11 protein-coding genes and 3 pseudogenes are annotated in these 18047 nt (G+C 70.6%); 8 read left to right on the top strand and 6 right to left on the bottom strand.

The window, feature by feature from the left end:
• Positions 1-23 precede the first annotated feature (23 nt).
• Positions 24-3341, top strand: coding sequence for a tetratricopeptide repeat protein (locus ABZ896_RS36810; RefSeq protein WP_360938936.1), 3318 nt, complete (start codon positions 24-26; stop codon positions 3339-3341).
• A gap of 21 nt (positions 3342-3362) precedes the next feature.
• Here ABZ896_RS36810 and ABZ896_RS36805 read toward each other — a convergent pair whose 3' ends face one another.
• On the bottom strand, positions 3363-4004 hold the full coding sequence (locus ABZ896_RS36805) for an NAD(P)H-dependent oxidoreductase (RefSeq protein ID WP_360938934.1): 642 nt from the start codon (positions 4002-4004) through the stop codon (positions 3363-3365).
• Between the two features lie 113 nt (positions 4005-4117).
• On the opposite strand from ABZ896_RS36805, the pseudogene ABZ896_RS36800 reads away from it, so the two are divergent.
• The 5 genes and pseudogenes from ABZ896_RS36800 to ABZ896_RS36780 form a co-directional block, all read left to right on the top strand.
• Positions 4118-4372, top strand: a pseudogene (locus ABZ896_RS36800) (helix-turn-helix transcriptional regulator); the annotation flags it as partial.
• Between the two features lie 295 nt (positions 4373-4667).
• On the top strand, positions 4668-5891 hold the full coding sequence (locus ABZ896_RS36795) for an RNA-guided endonuclease TnpB family protein (protein WP_360938932.1): 1224 nt from the start codon (positions 4668-4670) through the stop codon (positions 5889-5891).
• A 60-nt stretch (positions 5892-5951) separates the two neighbouring features.
• Positions 5952-6536: pseudogene (locus ABZ896_RS36790) on the top strand (transcriptional regulator); the annotation flags it as partial.
• Positions 6537-6569: 33 nt separating this feature from the next.
• Positions 6570-6968 carry a GNAT family N-acetyltransferase gene (locus tag ABZ896_RS36785; protein ID WP_360938930.1) on the top strand — a complete coding sequence of 133 codons (399 nt, stop codon included), beginning with the start codon at positions 6570-6572 and terminating at the stop codon, positions 6966-6968.
• A gap of 132 nt (positions 6969-7100) precedes the next feature.
• Positions 7101-8213 (top strand): ADP-ribosylglycohydrolase family protein, encoded by a 1113-nt coding sequence (locus tag ABZ896_RS36780; RefSeq protein WP_360938928.1) that lies wholly within the window; start codon positions 7101-7103, stop codon positions 8211-8213.
• 6 nt (positions 8214-8219) lie between these two features.
• Here ABZ896_RS36780 and ABZ896_RS36775 read toward each other — a convergent pair whose 3' ends face one another.
• Positions 8220-9788 carry a sodium:solute symporter family protein gene (locus ABZ896_RS36775; protein WP_360938926.1) on the bottom strand — a complete coding sequence of 523 codons (1569 nt, stop codon included), beginning with the start codon at positions 9786-9788 and terminating at the stop codon, positions 8220-8222.
• Positions 9789-9913: 125 nt separating this feature from the next.
• On the bottom strand, positions 9914-10699 hold the full coding sequence (locus tag ABZ896_RS36770) for an SDR family oxidoreductase (RefSeq protein WP_360938924.1): 786 nt from the start codon (positions 10697-10699) through the stop codon (positions 9914-9916).
• A 78-nt stretch (positions 10700-10777) separates the two neighbouring features.
• Here ABZ896_RS36770 and ABZ896_RS36765 point away from each other — a divergent pair, with 78 nt between their 5' ends.
• The gene (locus ABZ896_RS36765; protein WP_360938922.1) at positions 10778-11605 is read left to right on the top strand and encodes a hypothetical protein; all 828 of its coding nucleotides are present in this window, start codon (positions 10778-10780) and stop codon (positions 11603-11605) included.
• Positions 11606-11607: 2 nt separating this feature from the next.
• On the opposite strand, the gene ABZ896_RS36760 is transcribed toward ABZ896_RS36765, so the two are convergent.
• The 3 genes from ABZ896_RS36760 to ABZ896_RS36750 all read right to left on the bottom strand — a co-directional run bounded on the left by ABZ896_RS36760 (position 11608) and on the right by ABZ896_RS36750 (position 17008).
• Positions 11608-12111, bottom strand: coding sequence for a hypothetical protein (locus ABZ896_RS36760; RefSeq protein ID WP_360938920.1), 504 nt, complete (start codon positions 12109-12111; stop codon positions 11608-11610).
• A gap of 17 nt (positions 12112-12128) precedes the next feature.
• Positions 12129-14039, bottom strand: a complete 1911-nt coding sequence (locus ABZ896_RS36755) for an MFS transporter (protein ID WP_360938918.1) — start codon at positions 14037-14039, stop codon at positions 12129-12131.
• Between the two features lie 167 nt (positions 14040-14206).
• Complete coding sequence (locus ABZ896_RS36750; RefSeq protein WP_360938916.1) at positions 14207-17008, bottom strand: D-alanyl-D-alanine carboxypeptidase; 2802 nt, start codon at positions 17006-17008, stop codon at positions 14207-14209.
• Positions 17009-17242: 234 nt separating this feature from the next.
• Between ABZ896_RS36750 and ABZ896_RS36745 the strand changes: the two are divergent.
• Positions 17243-17956 (top strand): annotated as a pseudogene (locus ABZ896_RS36745) (GPP34 family phosphoprotein); the annotation flags it as partial.
• Positions 17957-18047: the final 91 nt, after the last annotated feature.

The raw sequence follows: 18047 nt of genomic DNA, 5'->3' as shown, positions 1-18047 counted from the left end.
GAACGGACACGGGGGAGTGACCGATGGGGCCGAGACGGCCGTCGCTTCAGGAGCTGATCGAGCGCCGCAAGCGCGCCGGTTTCGTCGGCCGGCGCGGTGAACTCGACCGGTTCCGCGCCAACTTCGACACCGCACCGGAGGACGAACGCCACAGCTTCGTCTTCCACGTCCACGGCACGGCGGGCGTCGGCAAGTCGTCCCTGGTGCGGGAGCTGGACGCGGTCGCCGTGGGGCGCGGGGCGCTCACCGCCACCACGGACGAGACCGTGAACAGCGTGCCCGAGGCGATGGCGGCGATCAGCGCGCAGTTCGCCCGCCAGGGCGCCGAGTTGAAGGCCCTGGACAAACTCCTCGCCACCTACCGCCAGCGCCGCCACGAGGCGGAGTCCGCGTCGGCGGTGCTTCAGGCCGACTCCGGTCTCTCCGCGCCGCCCTCCGCCGGCAGCATGGCCGTGGCCCAGGCGGGCCTGATCGGACTCGGCATGGTGCCCGGGGTGGGCGCCTTCGCCGGAGCCATCGACCCCACCCAAGTCGCCCACGGCACGGACCGGTTGCGGTCCGCCCTGAGCGCCCGCTTCCGCAACGACGACGACGTCCAGCTGGTCCTGGAACCGCTGAAGGCCCTGACACCCGTCTTCGTCACGGAGCTTGACCGGGCCGCAGCCGAAGTCCCCTGGATCACCCTCTTCTTCGACACCTACGAGCGCACCGCGCCCTTCCTCGACGCCTGGCTCCTCGACCTCCTCACCACGGACCACCACGGCGCCCTCCCCCCGAACGTGATCGTCACCCTGGCCGGCCAGCACGGCCCCGACCCCACCCGCTGGGCCGACTACGCCGGCTTCGTCACGGAGATCCCCCTGGAACCGTTCACGGAGTCGGAGGTACGCCAACTCCTCGCGGCGAAAGGGGTGTCGGGCGAGGAGGTCGTACGCGAGGTGCTGCGGCTGTCCGGCGGACTGCCGGTCCTCGTGACGACGCTCGCCGCCAACCCGGGCGCGGTGGACGACCCCGCCGCCACCGCCGTCGAACGGTTCCTGCGCTGGGAACAGGACCCCGCGCGGCGTGCGGTGGCCCTGGCCTGTTCGTTCCCGCGCCGCCTCGACGAGGACGTCTTCGGCGCGACGGCTGAGGGCGAGGCGACGGACAGCGGGGCGGACGGCGGGGCGACGGGCTCGTACTCCTGGCTGCGCGGCCTGCCCTTCGTCAGCGAGCGGGCGGGGCGCGTGCGCTACCACGACGTGGTGCGGGCCGCGATGCTCAGGATGCAGCGCACGCGCTCGCCGCAGCGCTGGGCACAGCGGCACACGGCCCTCGCCGGGGCCTACGGCCGCTGGCGGGCCGCGGCGGAGGACGGGCTCGCCGCCGACGAGCTGTGGGCCGACGAGCGCTGGCGCGACCTGCGCACGGAAGAGGCGTACCACCTGCTGTGCGCCAATCCCCGTGCGGCGCTGGGGCAGGTGCTCGCCGACTTCGTCGCGGCGTGCCGCGCGGACGTGGTGGCCGCCCGGGGGTGCGCACAGGCGCTGTACGAGGCGGGAGAGCAGACCGGCGCGGAGGAGGTGCGGAACTGGGGGCACCAGCTTCTCGGGGCGCTCTCGAAGGACTCGCACGCCGTGTTCGCGGCGCTCGGACTGCTGCTGGACCGGGCGGCACTGGACGCTCCGGTACGGGCGGAGGCGCACAGCGTACGGGGCCGGGAGCTGCGGCAGGCGAAGGACTACGTCCAGGCGCTCGTCGAGTGCGAGCGTGCCGTGGCGCTGGACCCGGGGTCCGCGCGGGCCTATCACGGGCGGGGTGTCACCCACGGCTGGCTGGAGGACCACGCGGCCTCCCTCGCCGATCTCGACCGCGCCGACGAACTGCGGCCCGACACCCCGTGGATCATCGCGGAGCGCGGAGAGGCCCTGCAGGGTCTGGGGCGGCACGAGGAAGCGGTGGCCGCCTTCGACCGGGCGCTGGTTCTCGACCCGACGGACGACGTCACCTGGGCGAACAAGGCCTACTCCAGGCACGCCCTCGGTGATCACGACGGGGCGCTCGCCGACTTCGGCCGGGCTCTGGAGATCGACGAGGAGTACCGGTGGGCCCTGGTCCACCGGGCGGAGGTGTACCGGACGCTCGGCAGGCACGACGAGGCGTTCGCGGATCTGGACCGGGCGGTGGAACTCGCCCCCGACAGCGCGTGGATCGCGTCCGAACGAGGGGATGCCTACCGTCTGGCGGGCCGGTACGAGGAGGCCGCGGAGGAACTCGGACGGACCTGTGCGCTCGCCCCCGACTACGCCTCGGCCTATGCGAGTCGTGGCTACGCCCTCGCACAGCTGAACCGCCTTGAGGAGGCGCGGGCCGCGTACGACCGGGCGATCGAGCTGGTCCCCGACTACGCCTGGGCGCTGGCACACCGCGCCCGGCTTCGGGAGGAACTGGGCGACCAGGAGGGCAGGCTCGCCGACCTGCGCAGCGCGGTCGCGGCGAGCCCGGAGACCGTCTGGATCGGGATCGACCTGGGTGACGCGTACCGCATCGCGGGCCGGCACCGGGAGGCGATCGACGCCTTCCACCGCGTCCTGGAGAGGGAGCCCGACAGCGCGTCGGCGCTGGCCATCCTGGGGGCGTGTCACCGGGACCTGGGGGCCTATGCGGAGGCTCTGCGGTGTCTGGACCGCGCGCTGGCGACGAGCGACGACTACGGGTGGGCGTACGGGCAGCGGGCGGGTGTCCGTCTGGCCACCGGGCGGGCCGAGGAGGCGCTGGCCGACTGGGACCGGTGTGTCGCCCTGGGCCAGGACGTGAACAACTCCCGCCGCAGGGCCGTCGAGGCGCTGATGTACTGCGATCGGTGGGACGAGGCGCTGGCCCGGCTGGCGGCCGTCGAACCCACGGAGCTGCCGGAGGGCTACCTGGACTTCCTGTCCGCCGAGGCGCTCCGGCACACCGGCCGCTGGGCGCAGGCCCGGCGCTTCGCCGAGCGGGTGCGTGCGCGGGACCTGATGCCCGGTGTGTACCAGATGGCGCTGATCGGGGGCAGGACCAAGGGGCTCAGAGCGGCGGAACCCCTGTGGCGTGAATTGGCGCGGGCACTCGACGGGTACGAAGGGGATCCGGGGGCGCGGATGATGGGAGGCTGCATGATCGGCTGGGCCGTCGCCGACTGGGCCGCGGGAGACCGGCGGCTGGCCGGACTCCTGTCCCTGGAACCGGACTGGGAGGACCTCGCGGACCTCGCCGACACCCTCACCGAACTGCTCCACAGCCCCGACGCGGACCGCCCCCGCCTGGCCCCGCGCCTGACAGCGGTGACACGGGCCCGCGACGCGGTCAGGGCCCGCTTCTCGTAGACGGTACGGAGGGAAGCGCCCTCACGCCGGATAAGGCGCAGCCTCCCGCGCCGACCTCAACGCCCCCGCCCACCAAGCCAGTTGATCCAGCAGCGTCTTCGCGTACCCGGCCGACGCCGGGTCCTGTGGCCGGCCGTTCTCCCATGCCGTGAAGTAGTTGGGGAAGGCGAGCCCGTCGCGGATGGTGACCGCGTGGAGTTCGGTGAGGACGTTCTCGAGGTGGAGGACCGCGTGGCGGCCGCCCGCCGCGCCGCCGTAGCTGACGAAGCCGACCGGCTTTGCGGTCCACTGCGTGAAGTGCCAGTCGATGGCGGCCTTCAGGGCGGCCGGGTAACTGTGGTTGTACTCGGGGGTGATGACGAGGAACGCGTCCGCGCTCTCCAGGGCGGAGGTCAGCGCGGCCATCCCGGCGGGGCGGGGGTAGTCGTCACCGGCGTACTTGGGGGAGGCCGCGGGCAGGGCCAACGGGATCTCGATGTCGGCCAGATCGACGACCTCGACGTCGAACCCGCCGTGCTCCCGGGCCTGTTCGGCGACCCAGGAGGCGACCACCGGCCCGAAACGGCCCTCCCGCACGCTCCCGACGACGATGACAAGCTTGTTGAGATCCGCCTTGTTGAGATCCGTGAACTCGTCGATGCCCGTGGGCTTGTTGATGTCCATGGCCACACCCTGCGACCGTGCCGGACCGGTAGCCAGACCGGGCTCAGGCTGGCCCCCGCAGGGCCACCCTGAGCCCTCCTGGAACAACGGCGGCGCGGCCTATGCTCGACGCCATGGGGACGCCACTGGGGGATTTCGTCCGGGCCAAGCGGGACCGCATCCAGCCGGAGACGCTGGGGCTGCCGGAGCGCGGCCGCCGCCGGTCACCGGGGCTGCGGCGCTCGGACCTCGCGGCCCGGGCCGGGATCAGCGTCGAGTACCTGACCCGTATCGAGCAGGGCCGTGACCGCAACCCGTCGATCGCCGTGGTGAACGCGCTCGCCGACGCGCTCAGCCTCGACGCCGCCGAGCGCGGCCATCTGCGCTACCGGGATTCATTCGCAGCGCATCGGGCTTCAGCCTGATGTGTGAAGCGAATCTCAAGTGTGCGATGCGGAGCGTCGCGGCGTCCTGCCCTGCGGAGCGGGGTGGTGCGGTCTCTGCGGTGCAGGTGCGGAGCATCCCGCCCGCGCACATCTCTCCCGGTCCGCGCCACCCGCGCACAGTGATCACCAGTGGGCGTGAGCTGTCGAACTTGGGCGCGGGCATCAAACGGGCAGACGATCACGATCGGTTTCGATCTTCTGCGTCGGTGTCCCAGGGCGTGTTCCTAGGGTGATGTTCATGCAGCTCCGGTACGCGTTCAGGCTTTACCCGGATGCCGGTCAGCGCGCCGCGCTGGCCCGGGCGTTCGGGTGCGCCCGGGTTGTGTTCAACGACGCGGTCCGCGCCCGTGAGGACGCTCGCAGGGACGGGCAGCCGTTCCCGACAGCAGGTCAGCTGTCGAAGAAGCTGATCACCGAGGCCAAGCGGACGACGGAGCGGTCCTGGCTGGGCGACGTTTCCGCGGTGGTGCTCCAGCAGTCCCTGCGGGACGCCGAGGCCGCCTACCGCAACTTCTTCGCCTCCCTCAAGGGCATCCGCAAGGGGCCGAAAGCGGGAGCACCACGGTTCAAGTCCCGTAAGGATACTCGGCAGTCGGTCCGGTTCACCGCCAACGCCCGCTGGTCCATCACCTCCGGCGGCCGTCTGAACCTGCCGAAGATCGGTCAGGTGAAGGTGAAATGGTCCCGCACCCTGCCCGCCACCCCCACCTCCGTCACCGTCATCCAGGACGCGGCGGGCAGGTTCTTCGCGTCCTTCGTCATCGACACCGACCCCGCGACCGACCGGGCGCGGATGCCCGAGACCGACCGCACCATCGGCATCGACCTCGGCCTCACCACCTTCGCCGTTCTCTCCGACGGCACGAAGATCGACTCCCCGCGGTTCCTGCGGCGCGCGGAGAAGAAACTGGAGAAGGCCCAGCGGGAGCTGTCCCGCAAGCAGAAGGGATCCAAGAACCGGGACAAAGCCCGCCTCAAGGTCGCCCGCGCCCACGCCGAAGTTGCTGACGCACGCCGCGAGTTCCACCACCAGCTCTCCACCAGGCTGATCTCCGAGAACCAAGGAATCGCCGTGGAGGACCTGTCGGTCAAGGGACTCGCGCGCACGAAACTGGCCAAGTCCGTGCACGACGCCGGATGGGCACAGTTCCTCAGCATGCTGGAATACAAAGCGGAACGGTACGGCCGCACCCTGGTCACCATCGGCCGGTTCACACCGACATCCCAGACCTGCTCCACCTGCGGCTCCGTGGACGGGCCCAAACCCCTGGGCGTCAGGGAATGGACCTGTGCGGCTTGCGGCACCGTCCACGACCGGGACCACAACGCCGCACGCAACATCAAGACGGCCGCCGGACTGGCGGTATCGGCCTGCGGAGCGCCGGTAAGACCGGGAGCGATCCCGGCACAGCGCGAAGAAACAGGAAGCCATGGATTCCCGACCGAACCCCGTGCCGCGTAGCGGTACAGCAACGATCGAGAAGGCCAGAATCGTCGGGCTTCAGCCCGAGGAGCAAGTCAACTCGCGAAGATCACGGGCGGCGAGTGCGCGGCCCATCCCGTCCCGGCGCCCCCTCGGCGACAGGTCCGGCCGTCCGTCCTCCAGACCCTGCGTCTCCTCGAACCGGCCGGCATCGCGGTCGTCACCAACCGGCTCGGCGACATCCTCGCCCGCACCAGCGCCTTCGAGGCGGTGATGCGGGAGAGCGGGCTGCTGGACTCCGAGACCCCCAACGTCACGCGGTACGTCTTCACCGACCCCCGGGCCCGGACGTTCTTCGCCGACTGGGACGCCCTGGCGGACGAGCGGGCCTTCGACCTCTGGCTCGGCCCGTCCATCGAGAACACCCAGTGGTTCACCGCGGAACTCGCCCCGCTGGCCGGCCCCGACTTCACGAGCCGCCTCAACCACCACGTGGTCCCGCCCCGCGGCCCCCTCCACCTGAACCACCCCTCGGGCCCCGAACTCCACCTCCTCCGCGAGACCCTCGAACTCCCGGACGACGGCCAGCAGTTGCTCGTCCTCCTCCCCGCAGACGCGCACACGGCAGAGGCTGTCGACCACCTCCGAAACCCACCCCACAACCACCTGCGGGCCATCTCCTGAACCACTGAACCACCCCGGTCTACGCTCACCCGCATGACGATCACGTACGAGTGGCGAGGCGCTGTCGCCAACGCGGACCTCAACGCGCTGCACGCGGAAGCCTTCGGGCACCCGCCCTCGAACACCGACTGGCTGACCCAGCTCCACGGCCACAGCCTCGGCTGGATCTGCGCACGCGGCGAAGACGGCCGGCTCGTCGGCTTCGTCAACGTGGCCTGGGACGGCGGCACCCACGCCTTCCTCCTGGACACGGTGGTCGCGGCGGACTCCCGCCACTCCGGCATCGGCGCCGGCCTCGTCGCCGCGGCCGCCACCGGTGCCCGCGCCGCGAACTGCCACTGGCTCCACGTCGACTTCGAGGACGACCTGCGCACGTTCTACTTCGACGCGTGCGGCTTCCGTCCGACGAGCGCGGGCCTCATCGCCCTCTGAATCCGGTCCCGGAAACGGTCAAACAGGCCACTTCCGTCACACCGCACATAGCAAACCGGCCCTGAACCGACCGTCCCCGTTCGATTACAGTCTGAGCTGTCGTACGTCCGGGCAACGTCACGGGAGGTCTTGGTGGGTGTGACAGCCGGGGCCGTGTGGGGGCGGGCCGAGCAGCAGGACTTTCGGAGCCGGGTGCGGGGGACGCTGCTGGGCGTGGCCGTCGGGGACGCGCTGGGCACCCCCGTCGACGGCCTCGGGCTCGACGAGATCCGGGAGACCTACGGCGCCGAGGGGCTCGTCGACCTCGGATTCGGCTACGGCAGACGCGGCGCCGTCTCCCACCTCACCCAGCTCACCCTCTTCACCACGGACGGCCTGATACGGGCCCAGGTCAGACGGGACACCGGCGCCTGGCACCCGCCCACCGACCTGCACCGGGCCTACCTCAGATGGGCCGCCACACAGCGCGACTGGGGGCCGGACGAGCGCCGTAAGGAGGACGGCTGGCTGGCCCGCGAGGAGTGGCTGTACGCCCGCCGCGACCCCACCCGCTCCCTCCTCCTCGGCTTCGGCGACGACAAGATGGGCACCCTGGAGACCCCCAAGAACCCCAGCGAGCTGGGCCCCGAGGCGGCCGCCCGCTCCGCGCCCTTCGGGCTCCTCGTCGGATGGGAGCCGCAGCTCGTCGTACAACTGGCGGTGGAGTGCGCGGCGCAGACGCACGGTCACCCGGTCGCGTACCTGTCGGCGGGGGCGTACGCCGTGATCGTGCACGCGCTCGCCCTCGGCGAGAGTCTCGACGGCGCGGTGCAGCGGGCGCTCGCCCTGCTGGCCGCGCGCCCCGGGCACGAGCCGGTGACCGACGCCCTCCAGCACGCGCTGGGCGCCGTACGGCAGGGGATGCCCACCCCGGCGAAGGTCGAGGAACTGGCCGCCGACGGCTCCGCGGACGGGCTGGTGGCGGCCGCCGTGTACTGCGCGCTGGTGGGGGAGGACGTACGGCACGGTCTGTGTCTCGCGGTCAACCACGACGGCCCCTCCGGCGCAGCCGCCGCCCTCACCGGCGGCCTCCTCGGCGCCCTCCACGGCGAGACGGCCCTCCCCCCGGCCTGGCTGGCCGAACTGGAAGGCCGCCCCACCCTCTTGGAACTAGCCGACGACTTCGCGATAGAGATGACCCAGGGCCCCGCGCTGCACGGCCCGGCGGGAGCGTCTCCGGGCTGGCTGGCGCGATACCCCCGCTGAGGCCTGCTAGTCCTTCACTGCAGTGCCTACGGTGTCCCCGTCCCGCGGTGTCGGGATCGCCTCCGCCGCTGCTCCGTCGCCGTCCGTGTTGATCTTCTCGATGATCGCCAGGCGTTCCGGGGTGTCCTCCGGCTTGATGAAGCCGATGAGGATGTAGAGGACCAGGGAGACCGCGAGGGGGATCGAGACCTGGTACTGGAGCGGGACACCGCCCGAAACCCGTTCGTCGATCGGGTAGTTGACCAGGTAGAAGGCGAACAGGCCCATCGACCAGCTGGTGAGCGCCGCGGTCGGGCCGGAGCGGCGGAAGGGGCGGAGCAGGCCGAGCATCATCGGGATCGCCATCGGGCCCATCAGACCGGCGACCCACTTGATGACGACGGTGATGATGTCCTTGAACGTGGGGGAGTTGACCTGCGTGGCCGCCGCCATGGACAGACCGAGGAAGACCACGGTCGTGATCCGGGCGACCCGAAGGCCCTGCCCCTGCGTCCAGGTGCGCGCCCGCCGCCACACCACCGGCGCGCAGTCCCGCGTGAACACCGCCGCGATCGCGTTCGCGTCGGAGGAGCACATCGCCATGGTGTGCGAGAAGAAGCCGACGATCACCAGGCCCAACAGCCCGTGCGGCAGCAGCTGTTCGGTCATCAGGCCGTAGGAGTCGGAGCCGTCCGGCTTCTGCGCCGTGACCAGCAGCGGCGACATCCACATCGGGAAGAACAGCACGACCGGCCACACCAGCCACAGCACCGCCGACAGCCGCGCGGACCGCTCGGCCTCCTTCGCGCTCGCCGTGGCCATGTACCGCTGGGCCTGGTTGAGCATGCCGCCGTTGTACTCGAAGAGCTTGATGAAGAGGAAGGCGAGCAGGAAGACCGTCCCGTACGGCCCGACCAACGGCTCGCCGTGGCCCTGGAGTTCGGGCTCGTCCCAGGCGCCGAAGAACCCGATGCCCTTGTCGTTGAGCTTGAGGACCACCGCGATGAACATCGCGACACCGGCGAGGAGTTGGATGACGAACTGCCCCAACTCCGTGAGCGCGTCGGCCCACAGCCCGCCGATGGTGCAGTACACGGCGGTGATCGCGCCGGTGATGAGGATGCCCTGGTTGAGCGAGATACCGGTGAAGACCGACAACAGGGTCGCGATCGCGGCCCACTTGGCGCCCACGTCCACGATCTTCAGCAGCATCCCCGACCAGGCCAGCGCCTGCTGGGTCTTCAGGTCGTAGCGGTTCTTCAGGTACTCCAGCGGGGAGGCCACGTGCAGCCGGGACCGCAGCCGGTTGATGCGCGGCGCGAACAGCTTGGAGCCGATGGCGATCCCGAGCGCGATGGGGAAGGACCAGGTGACGAACGAGGTCACGCCGTAGGTGTAGGCGATGCCCGCGTACCCGGTGAACATCACCGCGCTGTAGCCCGACATGTGGTGTGAGATGCCCGAGAGCCACCAGGGCATCTTGCCGCCGGCCGTGAAGAAGTCGCTGACGTCGTCGACACGTTTGTGCGACCAGACGCCGATCGCGACCATGACGCCGAAGTAGCCGATGAGCACGGCCCAGTCGAGCCCGTTCATGTACGCCTCCCAGGGGTCAGCACGGCGCTCATCGTGTGCGGTGTCGCGTGGACACGACAAGTCGCCGTAAGGTCAAAGGGAGGTAAAAGTATTCGGGATGATGGTTCTTGTTCAGCTATGTGAACTCATCGCATCAGCTCCCCGGCGTTGACCAGCAACGACTGTCCCGTGATCGATCGTGCCCGTTCCGAGGTCAGGAACACCGCTGCGTCCGCTACGTCCCCGTCGGTGGCGAGATCGGGCAGCGCCATACGGGAGGTGAGCCTTTCAAGCACCCCGGCCTCCGGGACCCCCTCCGTCTGCGCGGTGAACTGCACGTACGCCTGCACCGGCGGCCCCCACATCCAGCCCGGCAGCACGGTGTTGACCCGGATCCGCCGCGGCCCGAGCTCCCGCGCCAGCGAATACATCGCGCTGGTCAACGCCCCCTTGGAAGCGGCGTACGCGGCCTGCCGCACCTGCGAGGGAGCGGCGACGGACGACTGCGTCCCGATGAACACGACGGCACCGCCCCGCTCCTTCAGCCCCGGCAGACAGGCCCGGGTCATCCGCAACGAGCCGAACAGGTTCACGTCGATGACCGACTGCCAGGTCGCGAAGTCCGCGTCCTCCAGGCCGCCGAAGTAGCTGTCCCAGGCGGCCACATGGACGACGGCGTCCAGCCGCCCGAACCGCTCCACGGCCAACTCCGCGAGCGCGCCGCACTGTTGCTCGTCGGTGATGTCCGTCGCCCGGTACGCGGTGTGCGCCCCGTCCGGATCGATCTCGGCGGCACTCTTCGCGAGATTCGCCTCGGTACGCGCCCCGAGCACCGCGTTCCCGCCCTCCCGCACGACGGCAGCGGCGACCTGATGCCCGAGCCCCGCACCGACTCCCGACACGACGACGGTCTTCCCGGAGAGAAGTGACATACCGGAGGTCTCCTCGCTCTGGCGCAATATCTGACGGAGCGTCAGAGTATGGGCGAGCGCTGGAGGAGGGAAGGTCCCATGTCAGAAGAGACCCGCAGCGAGACGTACGCCGAGCTGGCCGCCGTAGGACCCTACGGAGTCCGCCCCGGACACGCGCTGATCACCATGGTCGAACCGCACCCGGGGCACGAGTACGCGTACAACCGCTGGTACGAGGACGACCACTTCTACGCGGGCGCGATGGCCATGCCCTGGATGTACTCCGGCCGCCGCTGGGTCGCCACCCGCGACCTCCAACTCCTGCGCGTCCCCGAGAAGTCGGTGGTGGCCCAGCCGGTGACGGCCGGCTGCTACCTCACGGTCTACTGGGTCACCGAGGGCCGCTACGACGACCACATGCGCTGGACGGTCGCCATCAACAAACGCCTCAACCGCGACGCCCGCGTCTACCGCGACCGCACCCACGTCTTCACGGCCTTCCAGGACCACGAGGCGACGGTGTACCGCGACGGCGCGGCGGGCCCGAGGGACTTCCACGCCCTCGACCACCCGTACGCGGGCCTGGTGTTGCAGGTCATCGACGCGGAATCCCCGTCCGGTCGGGCGGAGTTGCTGGAGCGACTCGTCTCCCGCGACTTCCCGAAACGCCTGGCGGGCTCCCCGGCGGCCATGGTCACCATCTTCCGCCCGACCCCACTCCCGGGCGACCGCATGACCTACGTGAAACAGGTGGAGGGAGTCGACACCCGCCTGACCCTGCTCTGGTTCCTGGAGACAGACCCACGCGACTGCTGGGACCCGTACTTCACAGAAACGCCCGCAGACGCCCCAGGCCGAACCGAACTCCTCGCACCCTTCATCCCGACAATCCCGGGCACGGACAAGTACGTCGACCAACTCCGCTGATGTCAGCTCAGAGAATGCAGCACGCGGACCGCTGCGGCCGTCGCTTCGTGCTGCAGCGTGAGGTCGTCGAGGAGTTCTGTCTCCGAGTATTCCTCGTCGCCCATGAAGCTGATGACGGGAATCCAGTCTCCACCGTCGCCAGTCGCGTATTCCCGCCAAGACGAGCCAATGACGACCGCGTTGTGGACAACATGGTTTCTGCGCTTGATGGCCTTGTCGATCAAGTCCAGGGCATCTGCCCAGGCAGCGCCGGTCTGGGAGGAGAGCTGTGTCCTCACGTCTCTGAGAAGTGCTCCCGCAGGCTTCTCTGTGCGGGCTGAAGGCACAAGGCGGCCGAGGATCATTCCGAGAACGGTCTCCGTCTCTGACGCCTGGGCCATCACGAGTCCACGCAGTCGGTTCATTTCGGCTGCCGCGTTGTCGTCGTGCGGACCGTCGAATGCCTCTGGGTCGGGAAACAACTCGTCCCAGACAGTGCGCCACGACACCGCGCGTTCACCGAACATGATTGTCTCCCCCTGCGTCACTTCAACTCGTCCGGACAAGGCGTCCCCCGCGGCACTGTATAAGGCGCTGCCAACCGATACGTCCCCGCCTTCGGGGCCAGGAGCATGGTCCACTTGTCGCCGTCCGCGTCCTCCGGGGTTTCCATGAGGCAGCCGTTGACGTTGTCGTACGTCTTCGGCTCGTCCTCGGCCCGGTTCTTGGATGCCTCGGTCTCCTGCGGAGCTTGGAGCTTCTTGCCGTTCTCGTCGACGATCGAGAGCCAGGGCGAGTAGGGGATCCGGATGAGGATGCGGCCGGCCTTCTGGACGCGCATGGTCATCTCGCCCTGCGCGGCCCGCTCGACGACCGTGTTCGGCGAGGCCAGCGACGCCGGGTCGGTCACCTGGAACAGCTGCCAGTTCGCGTCGCCCCAGATCTGCTTGAGGTACGGCATCCCGCGCTGGACCAGTTCGCGTTCGCGCTCCCCGCCGTCGCCGTCCGGCTCGTCCTTCGGTACGACCACGAAGTGCACGGCCCAACGCTGAAGCCACTCGTGGTAGTTGGCGGAGTTGAGCGTGTCGTCGTAGAAGAGCGGGTTGCGCTCCATGTCGGCCTGGCGGTTCCAGCCGCGCGCGAGGTTGACGTACGGCGCGAGCGCGGACGCCTCGCGGTGGGAGGCGGCCGGGACGACCTCGACGCGGCCCTTCTCGGCGCCGACCTCCTGGAGTTCGTTGACGAGCGGGGCCAACTCCCGTGCCCAGGACGCCGTGGGCGTCGTATGGACGACGTCGTCGACCGACTTGAAGCCGATCCAGGTGCACAGGCCGACGAAGGTCACGACGATCGCGTACCACTTGCGCGAGCGCGGCCGGGTGAACGGCAGGGCGGCCACCAGCGCCACCCCCGCGAACAGCATCGGCAGCCGCGAGATGTTGGAGCCGATCTGCGAGTTGACCAGCCAGACCAGCACGACGCCGAGCGAGTACACCGCGGCGGTGATCCGGACCGTCTTCCACTCGCGCGGCACGAGGAAGAACACGATCAGGCCGTACGCCAGCGGCAGGATCACCGAGGCGATCCTCATCGGCTGGGTGCCGGAGAACGGGAAGAGCCACGCGGACAGCGCGACGACCGCGGTGGGCGCGAGGCCCAGCGCCCACGCGCCCGGTCGCCGCTTCTGGAGGAAGAGCGCCGCCGCCACCAGGCCCACGAACAGGCCGGCGACCGGCGAGGCCATCGTCGCGAGCGCGGCCAGCGGGGCGGCGCAGGCGGCCTTGGCCCAGCGCTTGTAGCGCCAGCGGTGCGGCCAGCAGAAGACGACGGCGACCGCGCCGAGCGCGAACATCGTGCCGAGGCCGAAGGTGACCCGGCCCGAGGCCGCGTTGCACAGGAAGGCGTACACGCCCGCGAGCGCGGCCCACAGCGGGTTCTTCACCGACCGGCTGCGCAGGAGGATCAGGGTGAGCAGCCCGGCCGAGACGGTCCCGGCCAGCATCATCGTCGTACGGACACCGAGGACGGACATCAGGTACGGCGAGACGATGCTGTACGACACCGGGTGCATACCGCCGTACCAGGCGAGGTTGTACGCGGAGTCCGGGTGGCGGCCGACGAACTCGGCCCACGCGTCCTGCGCCGCGAGGTCGCCACCGCTGTTCGCGAACGTGAAGAACCAGACGATGTGGAGGATGCCGGAGAGGGCGGTGACGGAGAGGACGGGGTGTTTGAGGAGCCGCTCGCGCAGGGCGAGGAAGGCGGTCCTGGATCTGCCCCTGAAGCCCCCTTCGAAGCCCTGCTCGCCGGGAGCCTCAGGCGCCTTCGGCTCCGCAGGCCGCTCCGGCTCCTCAGGCGTCTGCGGCTCCTCAGGCCCCGCGGGCACGCGTATTCGCGGGCCGGTGTCCGGGCCCGGGTCGGTCTCGTCGGCGCGTGTCGGCTCCGCTGTGGCCACCTGAAGGCACTCCCCGTGGTGTCCCGTCTTCTGTTCTCGTGCGCTGTCCTCGGCCGCCTCCCCGATCGACGACCTGCCCCGTTTCGTGACGCTAGCACGCACCCCGCCGACCGGAACCCGGGCGGGTCCGGACGGCGGGGTGCGCGGGGGCATCCGAGGCGCCCAGGTCAGCCGAGACGCTTCAGCTTGGCGGTGAGGCCCGGTTCGGTCAGGTCCTTCTGGAGGGTGACCGGGACCTTGACCGCGCCGTTCTCCTCGTCGCCGACGGTCAGCGTGCCGACCTTGGTGCCGGCCTTCGCGGAGTGCGGTACGTCGTCGGCGGTGAGCGCCAGCTTCACCTTCATGCCGGCCCAGCCGACGGCGGTGACGTCCTTGGTGAGCACGACGGGGGTGTGGTCGCCGAGGCCGTCGTCCACGTAGCCGACGACGTCGCCCTTCTTGAGGATCTTCGCCGACTTCAGGGCGTCCTGCGCCGCGAGCATCGCGGTCTTGCTGACGTCGTTGACGGTCTGGATGATCGGCGACTTGTGCTGGCCGAGGATCGCGCCCACGACGGTCACCGTCTCACCGCCGACCTCCTTGCGGGCGGCGAAGAGGAGATTGCCGCCGGCCGCGGTGGTGGTGCCGGTCTTGATGCCGATCGCGCCGTTGTAGGGGACGAGATAGTTGTAGTTGTACCACTTCTTCCCGGACGGGTCGGTCCACTGGCCCATGGACGTGATCTCCATCAGGGCATCCATCCTGACCAGCTCGTTTCCGAGCTTCACCTGGTCCTCGGCGGTGGAGACGGTGGTCTCCTTCAGGCCCGAGGCGTCGGTGTACGTCGTGTTCGTCATCCCGAGTTCCTTGGCGGTGGCGTTCATCTTCTTGATGAAGGCCGCCTCGGAACCGGCGTCCCAACGGGCCAGCAGACGGGCGATGTTGTTCGCCGACGGGATCATGATCGCGGTGATCGCCTGGCGTTCGGTGAGGACGTCGCCGGTCTTGACGGTGCTGAGTGTGGACTCGCCCTCCTCGTTGTAACCGCCCTCCTTCGCCGCGAGGGCGTCCACGGTGATCTTCGGGCCCTCCTCGCCGGACTTCAGGGGGTGGTCCTTGAGGACGATGTACGCGGTCATCGCCTTCGCGACCGAGCCGATCCCTACGGGGGTCTGCTTGCCGAAGTTCCCCATCGTGCCGATGCCGTTGACGTCCATCCAGCCCTGGCCCTGGCTCGGCCAGGGGAGCGTGGCCTTGGCGCCGTCGAAGGTGTAGGTCTCCTCGGCGGTGAGGGCGAGCTTCGGGGACGGGAGGGGGCGGAGTGCCTGTACGACCGCAAAGACGATCACCAGGAGGAGGACCAGGGGGGTCCAGATCTTGATCCGGCGGGCGAGGGTGCGGAAGGGGCTGGGCGGGGGTGGGGGAGTGTTCGTCAGCTCGGCCAGGAGGTCCAGCGGGGGCTTCGGTGGGAGCGGCTGCTGGGTGGTGCGCTCGGGCCCGACCTGGGGGACGGCGGCGGTGACGTCCGCCTTCGCCTTCGGCGGGGTGGCATGGGCGGCGCGGGGTTCGTCGAGCGGCTTGAGGGCGACGAACTTGCTGGTGCGCTCGGCAGGGGCCTCGGGCTCGGATTTGGCCTCGGGCTCGGCCTTCCCCAGCTTCAGCATGGTGGTGGGCTGGTCGACGGGCGGGCGTACGGCCTTGAAGACGGCGGTGGGCTGATCGACGGGCTTGTCGGTCGGCTGCGGGTCGGTGGGGGCCGGTCGCGCAGTTCCCCGCGCCCCTGGGGAGTCGGACTCACCGTCGGTGTCTGCGGCCGGCTCCGCCGCGGTCGCCGACTCGGGCTCAGGGTCGCCCTCCGCCTCCGGCTCTGTCGGCTTCTCGTCCGCCGACGCCACCCACGCCGCGACCGCGTTGCGCAGCCGGGAGTCACCGGACGCGGTGGGCTCGTCGCGCTCCGGGGAGTCGTCGGAGGTCTCCGCAGGGTTCTCCGGATCGGTTACGGGGCTCTCGGCGCCGCCCGCAGCCTCCGCGCCCGGCGCGTCACTCCCGCCGCCCCCCTCGGCGCCGGCGTCTCCGCCCGCGGCCTCCGAGTCACCGGACGCGCTCTCCTCGGAACCCTCGCTCTCGTCGCCCCCGGCGTCCTCCGCGACCCCTTCGGCGTCGGCGTCTCCGCTCGCGGCCTCCGAGTCACTGGACGCGCTCTCCTCGGAACCCTCGCTCTTGTCACCCCCGGCGTCCTCCGCGGCCCCCTCGGTGCCGGCGTCTCCGCCCGCGGCCGAGTCACCGGAGGCGCTCTCCTCGGGCTCCTCGCCCGCGGCGTCCACAGAGGCGCCTTCCGGCACCACAGACCGGCTCTCGCCGTCCTCGGCCCCCGAGTCCTCCTCAGCGGTGTCCTCGGCCTCCGGGGCGGCCGGCGCGCTCTCCTCGGGCTCCTCGCCCGCGGCGTCGTCCTCTGGCGCCGTGGACGAGCTGTCGCCGCCCTCGACCTCAGAGTCGTCCTCGGCCCCCGAAGTGCCCCCCTCCGCGGTGCCGCCAGCCTCCGAAGGCGCTTCCACGCCCGCCCCGGACTCCTCACCCGCGGCGTCCCCAGAGGCGTCCTCCGGCACCGAGGCCCGGCTCTCGCCGCCCGTGGCCCGCGAGCCCCCCTCGTCGGCCTCCCCGGCCTCCGGAGCCTCCGTCGCGCTCTCCCCGGCCCTCAGAGCCCCTTCCGCGCCCCCTGAAGCCCCTCCCGGGCCCGGCACCGCACCCGTCGGCTCCCCGGAGGGCCCCCCGCCGTCCCGCGGCAGCTCCCGTACCGAAAAGATCCTCGTGGCCGTGTCGACGCCGCCGAGGGTCACCGATTCGCGGGCGACCGACAGGCGCGGGTCGCGTACCGCGCCGCCCGTCTCCGGAACCGGAACCGCACCCGCGCTCCCCGACGTCGGTTCTGCCGACGACTCGCGCTGCTTCGACCTGTCGGGGGACTCGCCCGCCACCGATGCCTCCTCCATGTGCCGCACGGCATCCCCACCGTGCGTCCGCCGAATCGTGAAACCGTGGATCGCGCCCGGGCCCCCGCCACACCGCGCTGTCCGAACCATGTACCAGTGTCCTGTGTGCGGGCCTGCCCGAGGCAGGAGACGAGAACGACATACCTACCGGTTCCACTACAAACAGGTCACGCACCCTCGACAGACCAATGTGAGAGGGGTCACCCTGTCGTACATCCACGCGGGGAGGCATGGATGGGCAGGAGCCGCAGAACACTTCCGGAGGAGCTTCTGCTGCTGGCGTTGGACCCGACCACGGGTACCACCGCGCAGCCGCAGTCGCTCGACCTCGGTCTGGCCGGAGCGCAGCTAGTGGAGCTCGCGCTGGCCGGACGGATAGCCCCTGACGGGGATCGTATCGCCGTGGTCGTGCCACGGCCGACTGGAGATCCGACTTTGGACTGCGCGTTGGAGTTGCTGCGAAGGCGTGGCGCTCCCGTGCGGGCAGTGAACTGGATCGGCGGGCCACGCCTTGGCCTCCGCCAGACCTACCTCTCGCATCTGGAGCGGTGCGGCATGGTGCATGCCGTGGCGGGACAGATGTGCGGAGTGCTGCCGACGACCCGCTATCAGGCGACGGACAACGAGATCAGCCGGGAGATCAGGTCCCGACTGGACTCCGCGATCCGCACCGGCGTACCGCCGGACCCGCGGACCGCGGCACTCGCGGCCCTCGCGCACGCGGTCGGCCTCGGCAAGCACCTGTATCCGGGCAACGAGGGCCGCTCCTCGCGCTCCCGGCTGCGGGACCTGATCAGGCACGACCCGATGGGCGGTCTCGTCGCGCACGCCGTGATGGACGTCCAGAACGGTGTGGCCGCACAGCCGCGCCGCAGCCCGGCACCGGCCGGCCGCCAGGCCGCCCCCGGCGCCAGGCCACCCGCACCGGAACCCGCCCGCGGTGTCCCTGGGGTTGACCCCGCCTGCGTAGGGGAAGTAACCGCCGTCCACGACGTACACGTTGTCGAGGTCATGGACCCGCCCCGCGGGATCGACCACC

The sequence above is a fragment of the Streptomyces sp. NPDC047072 genome, from assembly GCF_040643855.1.
Taxonomy (GTDB): Bacteria; Actinomycetota; Actinomycetes; order Streptomycetales; family Streptomycetaceae; genus Streptomyces.
This window is presented reverse-complemented; position numbering and strand designations above follow the sequence as displayed.

Coding starts and splice junctions, on each gene's coding strand:
- ABZ896_RS36810 (WP_360938936.1), top strand. CDS start 24: ATGGGGCCGAGACGGCCGTCGCTTCAGGAGCTGATCGAGCGCCGCAAG.
- ABZ896_RS36775 (WP_360938926.1), bottom strand. CDS start 9,788: ATGAACGGGCTCGACTGGGCCGTGCTCATCGGCTACTTCGGCGTCATG.
- ABZ896_RS36750 (WP_360938916.1), bottom strand. CDS start 17,008: ATGGAGGAGGCATCGGTGGCGGGCGAGTCCCCCGACAGGTCGAAGCAG.
- ABZ896_RS36785 (WP_360938930.1), top strand. CDS start 6,570: ATGACGATCACGTACGAGTGGCGAGGCGCTGTCGCCAACGCGGACCTC.
- ABZ896_RS36770 (WP_360938924.1), bottom strand. CDS start 10,699: ATGTCACTTCTCTCCGGGAAGACCGTCGTCGTGTCGGGAGTCGGTGCG.
- ABZ896_RS36765 (WP_360938922.1), top strand. CDS start 10,778: ATGTCAGAAGAGACCCGCAGCGAGACGTACGCCGAGCTGGCCGCCGTA.
- ABZ896_RS36760 (WP_360938920.1), bottom strand. CDS start 12,111: ATGTTCGGTGAACGCGCGGTGTCGTGGCGCACTGTCTGGGACGAGTTG.
- ABZ896_RS36805 (WP_360938934.1), bottom strand. CDS start 4,004: ATGGACATCAACAAGCCCACGGGCATCGACGAGTTCACGGATCTCAAC.
- ABZ896_RS36795 (WP_360938932.1), top strand. CDS start 4,668: ATGCAGCTCCGGTACGCGTTCAGGCTTTACCCGGATGCCGGTCAGCGC.